Genomic DNA, 5173 nt, shown 5'->3' with positions numbered 1-5173 from the left:
CCAAGCCCCCCCCGGTCGAGTTCATGGAACGGGCCTCCCCGGTGCTCTACCGCCACTACGCCTTGCGTGAAGGCTCCGGCGGCGCCGGCAAGCATCGCGGCGGTTTCGGCCTCGCCTATGAGGTGGAAATCCTGCGCGGCGACGCCCGCGCTTCCTTCGTCATGGACCATGGCCGGTTCGGCCCGCAGGGCGCGCTTGGCGGCAAGGACGGCGCCGTCAACACGGTGACCGTCTTCCGCAACGGCGAGGAACACGTGCCGCCGCATTTGTCCAAAGAACAGGACATTGCGCTCAAGGCCGGCGACCGCGTGCGCGTCGGCACGCCGGGCGGCGGCGGCTATGGCGATCCGCTGCAGCGCGATGCCGATCTTGTGCTGCGCGACGTGGCGCTGGGGTACTACACATCAGAGGAAGCCACCGAAAAGTTTGGCGTTGTCCTCTCGGCCGGGGAGTTGGCCATCGACCAGATGGCCACCGACAAGCAGCGCGTCGGCTAACACATCACCGATCGCTCGCCTGGTCTGCTCGCCGCGCCGTGATCGCCGCAGCGCATGTCGTTTCCGTCTCCGCCGCGCGCCTGGAAGACCGTAGACTTCCCGCTTTCAACGGGGATCTCGAACATGCGTCTTTTCGGTCGTTTCGTGCTTGCCGCTTCCGTCGCCCTCACCCTTGCCACGGGTGCCGCCTCCGCCCAGGACAAAAAACTCAGGATCGGCACCGAAGGCGCTTATCCGCCCTTCAACTACGCCAGCGCCGACGGCACGCTGGGCGGCTTCGACATCGACTTGGGGAAGGCGCTGTGCGCCGAGATGAAGTCCGAATGTGAGTTCAGCGTGCAGGATTTCGATGGTTCCATACCGGCGCTGCAGGCCGGCAAGTTCGACGCCATCATCAACATCACTATCACGCCGGAGCGAGCCGAGAAGGTCGAGTTCACCCACAAATACTACCAGACGCCGCCGGCCATCGCCGTGCCCAAGGATTCGACCATATCAGGCACCTCGCCGGACGACCTGAAAGGCAAGGCGCTCGGGGTGCAGACCGCGACCATCCACCAGAAATTCGCCGACCAGAAATATGAAGGCTCGACGGTCAAGGCCTATCCGACGGGCGACGATGCCCGCACCGACATGGCCAATGGCCGCCTCGACGCGATGATGGACGGCTCGATCATCTTGACCGAGTGGCTGAAGAAGCCAGACGGCGCCTGCTGCAAGCTGCTCGGCACGCTGACCGCCGATCCGGCCATACACGGCCCCGGCGTCGGCATCGCCCTGCAAAAGGGCAACAAGGAACTGGCCGACAAGCTCAATGCGGCCATCGACGCGCTGCGCGCCAATGGCAAGTACAAGGAAATCAACGACAAGTACTTTTCCTTCGACGTCTACGGCAGCTGAGAACGACAACAGATGCCTTCCGGCAGCGCCGGCTGGCGCTGCCGTTTTTCTTGAATGATGGAGACTTCCTTGGCTGAGCGGCGTTCCCCTTTCTACAGCAGCATCGTCGGGCTGGGCGCGACCATGGGTCGTGTCGGGGGCGATTTCATCTCGGCCAAAACTTATTCCGGCATTGCCGACGAGCACCTGAACACCCGCAAAAATGTCGGCGTGCAGGATCTCAGCACCATGGGCAAGATGGACATCAAGGGGCCGGACGCCGAGGCGCTGGTCAACCACGTCATCGTCAATGATGCCGCGGCCATGAAACCGGGCCAGGTCCGCTATTCCACCGTCTGCCGCGAGGATGGCGGCATCATGGACGACCTCACCGTGTTTCGGTTGGGTCCGGAGCACTTCATGCTGGTAACCGGCTCGGTCAACCGCCTGAAGATGCTGCCCTGGCTGTTGCATCACGCGCAGGGTCGCAAAGCCTATGTCACCGACATAACCGCAGCCATCGCCTTCCCGACCATCCAGGGCCCGCGCTCGCGCGAACTGCTGAAAGCGTTGATTGCGGATGCCGATCTAGATGGACTGAAGCGCTGGTCGTTCACGTCAGGCCACATCAACGGCACGCGGGTGCTGATCTCGCGCACCGGGGTCACCGGCGAGCTCGGCTTCGAATTGTTCGTGCCGGCCGACGAGGCCGCTTCGGTCTGGGATGCGCTGATGCGGACCGGCCGGGACTTTGGCCTGAAACCCTATGGCGTGCTGGCAATGTTCACGCTGGGCCTGGAAAAGGCCTATCCGGCGCACGGCATCGACATGGATGAGAGCCGCACCCCGTTCCATGTCGGGCTCGACCGCTGGATCAAGTTCGACAAGGGCGATTTCGTCGGCCGGCAAGCGTTGCTCAAGGTTCGCGACAAGGGCCTCGACGAGCAATGGGTCGGCCTGATCCTCGACGGCGACACGCCGGCCGCCACCGATGCCAGGGTCCTGGCCGATGGCGAGGACGCTGGCATCGTCACCTACAGCGATCACGGCTATTCCCTGGGCAAGGTGCTGGCCACGGCGCACCTGCGGCTGCCTTTCACCGCGATTGGCACCGAACTCAGCATCGACATCGACGGCAGGCCGACCCGCGCGGTCGTGGCGCCGATACCGTTCTTCGATCCCGAGGGGGGGAGGTTGCGCGGCTAACTGGGCTTACCCTGGAAATCATTTTGGTCTCTCCTCAATGGTTATGATATTGTCTCGAAATGAAGTCTCCTAGCTCAAGAGCCAGTCGTTCAGCCAAGACCGGCCAGTTCGTGCTGACCAGCGAGCGCGGCGAGAAAATCAGCGCCGTGGAAGGCATGACCTTATCGCCTCGCATGGCGAAATTACTCGCCCTAGGCGTACGACACGGACTGTCCGGTGATGAGCGGCGTTCGCTCATCAAGGAAGAAATCCGCAAGAAGAAATAGACGTTGGTCTACGCCGCTGAGTTCGATCCGCTGTGCTACCCCGGCACGACGGTGCTCATTAACCTGTTGGACATCCGCGACCAGGCTGAGCTTGATGAAGTCGAGCTCGCGCTGTTCCTGACTCGCGCTGACGAGCCATTGCCGGCAGGCGAACTCGACTACCGTCACTATCTCGGCCTGCACCGGCACCTGTTCCAGGATGTGTGGCTGGGCCGGTCAGCCGCGCACCATCCGCATCGGCAAGGCCGGCAATTGGTTCCGCTATCCCGAACACATCGCCACCGAGATGGCGCGGGTCTTTCGCGAACTCGGCAATCCCGACCGCTTAGCTCATCTCGACGGCACCAGCTTTGCGAAGCATCTGGCGCACATCGTCGCGGAGATCAACGCCGTGCATCCGTTTCGCGAAGGCAACGGCCGAACCCAGCTCACCTTCCTTGCGATGCTCGCCGAGCACGCGGGCCTGATATTCAATGACGACATCCTTGAACGGGATCGCGTCATTCAAGCCATGATCGACAGTTTCAGCGGTTCAGAAGCGTCATTGCAAGCACTGATAGAAGACATCATCGCCTAGTTCGTCGGCCTAACAATCACCCCCGTCTATCCAGCCTCGCCGCCAACCGATCCCCCACCCATTGGATGCCGCAGACCAGGATGATCAGCACGATGACCACTGCGATCATCACCGACGTCTCAAAACGCTGGTAGCCGTAGCGGATGGCGAGGTCGCCGAGGCCGCCGGCGCCGATGGCGCCGGCCATGGCCGAAGCGCCGATCAAAGTCACCAGCGTCACCGTGAAGCCGGCGACGATGCCGGGCAGGGCTTCCGGCACCAGCACCTCGCGGATGATCGTCCAGCGGTTGCCGCCCATGGCGCGCGCTGCCTCGATCAAGCCGTGGTCGACCTCGCGCAGCGACACTTCGGCGATGCGCGAATAATAGGGCGTGGCGGCGATCGACAGCGGCACGATGGCCGCCCAGGTGCCGATCGAGGTGCCGACGATCAGCCGCGTCACTGGGATCAGCGCCACCAGAAGGATGATGAAGGGCACCGAGCGGAAGCCGTTGATGACCGCGCCGAGCGCGCGGTTGACCCACAGGCTTTCGGCAATGCCGCCGCGTTCGGTGGCGATCAGCGCCAAGCCGAGCGGCAGGCCGAAGACCAGCGAGATGAGGCCGGAAGCGGCCGTCATCAGCACTGTCTCCCAGATCGAACGCAGCAGAAGCTCAAACAGGATTGGCGACATGGCCAAGCACCTCCACCCGCGCCTGGCGGGCCTTCAGGAATGTGATGATGTCAGCGAGATGATCTGCATCGCTGCCGGGAACCGACAGGAACAGCGTGCCGACCGGCTGCTGCTGGACATGATCGATGCCGCCATGGACGAGGCGAAAGGCACCCGGAACAGCAGTGGCAAGGTCGGACAGCAGCGGACTGCTTGCCGCCTCGCCGGCCACGTCGACGCGCAGGATGGTTTCCGCACCGGCCGCCGGCAGCAGCCGCGCTGCCAGCTCGGCCGGCAGCTGCGGCCTGATGGCGCCGAGCAGGCTGCGTGTGATCTCGGAGCGTGGGTCGGCAAACACCGACCAGACCGGCCCTTGCTCGACGATGCGTCCGGCGTCGATCACCGCCACGCGGTCGGCGATGGAACGGATCACCTCCATCTCATGGGTGATCAAAAGGATGGTCAGGCCAAGCTGCCGGTTGATGTCCTTGAGCAGTGCGAGGATGGAGCGCGTCGTCTCCGGATCGAGCGCCGAGGTGGCTTCGTCCGACAGGAGCAGCGCCGGGCGCGCGGCAAGCGCCCTGGCGATGCCGACCCGTTGCTTCTGGCCGCCCGACAGCGACGCCGGATAGGCCTTGGCTTTCTCCGACAGGCCGACAAGATCGAGCAGTTCGGCGGCGCGCTTCAGCCTCTCGGCTTTCGGCCGGCCCTCGATCTTCAGCGGCAGCGCCACATTGTCCTCGACGGTCTTGGCCGACAGCAGGTTGAAATGCTGGAAGATCATGCCGATGCGCCGCCGCAGCGGCTGCAGGTCGCGCTCGCCGAGCCGGCTGATCTCGCGGCCCTCGATGAACACCTCGCCGGAGTCAGGCCGTTCCAGCCCGTTCAGGCAGCGGATCAGCGTCGATTTGCCGGCGCCGCTGCGGCCGATGATACCGAGGATCTCGCCCTTGCGCACGGTCAGCGAAATGCCGTCGAGCGCCGCCGTCACACCGAAATGGCGCTTCAGGTCGACAAGGCGCACGACATCCTGAGATGCGTCGGGCCGGGTCTGGGTCGGATCGGCGGTCTCCCCGGATGCCGTGATATGCTGGTT

7 protein-coding genes are annotated in these 5173 nt (G+C 64.0%); 4 read left to right on the top strand and 3 right to left on the bottom strand.

Translation table 11 applies throughout. The annotated features are described in order from the left end of the window. The 3 genes from EN991_RS22530 to EN991_RS22520 form a co-directional block, all read left to right on the top strand. A partial coding sequence (locus tag EN991_RS22530; protein ID WP_206519232.1) for a hydantoinase B/oxoprolinase family protein occupies positions 1-497 on the top strand: 497 nt, incomplete at its 5' end. 123 nt (positions 498-620) lie between these two features. Continuing rightward, positions 621-1397: an ABC transporter substrate-binding protein gene (locus EN991_RS22525; protein ID WP_127369582.1), complete on the top strand. Its 777-nt coding sequence runs from the start codon at positions 621-623 to the stop codon at positions 1395-1397. Between the two features lie 54 nt (positions 1398-1451). Further along, positions 1452-2582 carry an aminomethyltransferase family protein gene (locus EN991_RS22520; protein WP_127369581.1) on the top strand — a complete coding sequence of 377 codons (1131 nt, stop codon included), beginning with the start codon at positions 1452-1454 and terminating at the stop codon, positions 2580-2582. Between the two features lie 191 nt (positions 2583-2773). Here EN991_RS22520 and EN991_RS41790 read toward each other — a convergent pair whose 3' ends face one another. After that, complete coding sequence (locus EN991_RS41790) at positions 2774-3037, bottom strand: hypothetical protein (protein WP_335919021.1); 264 nt, start codon at positions 3035-3037, stop codon at positions 2774-2776. Positions 3038-3047: 10 nt separating this feature from the next. On the opposite strand from EN991_RS41790, the gene EN991_RS22510 reads away from it, so the two are divergent. Beyond that, complete coding sequence (locus tag EN991_RS22510; RefSeq protein ID WP_348629883.1) at positions 3048-3425, top strand: Fic family protein; 378 nt, start codon at positions 3048-3050, stop codon at positions 3423-3425. A gap of 16 nt (positions 3426-3441) precedes the next feature. Here the strand turns inward: EN991_RS22510 and EN991_RS22505 are convergent, their stop codons facing one another. Further along, positions 3442-4098 carry a methionine ABC transporter permease gene (locus EN991_RS22505; protein WP_127369580.1) on the bottom strand — a complete coding sequence of 219 codons (657 nt, stop codon included), beginning with the start codon at positions 4096-4098 and terminating at the stop codon, positions 3442-3444. Beyond that, positions 4079-5164: a methionine ABC transporter ATP-binding protein gene (locus EN991_RS22500; RefSeq protein WP_127369583.1), complete on the bottom strand. Its 1086-nt coding sequence runs from the start codon at positions 5162-5164 to the stop codon at positions 4079-4081. The genes EN991_RS22505 and EN991_RS22500 overlap by 20 nt, the downstream gene beginning before the upstream one ends. Positions 5165-5173: the final 9 nt, after the last annotated feature.

The sequence above is a fragment of the Mesorhizobium sp. M7A.F.Ca.US.005.03.2.1 genome (genome assembly GCF_003997795.1).
GTDB lineage: Bacteria > Pseudomonadota > Alphaproteobacteria > Rhizobiales > Rhizobiaceae > Mesorhizobium > Mesorhizobium ciceri.
The sequence above is the reverse complement of the archived record's forward strand: the minus strand, read 5'-3'. Positions and strand labels throughout refer to the sequence as shown.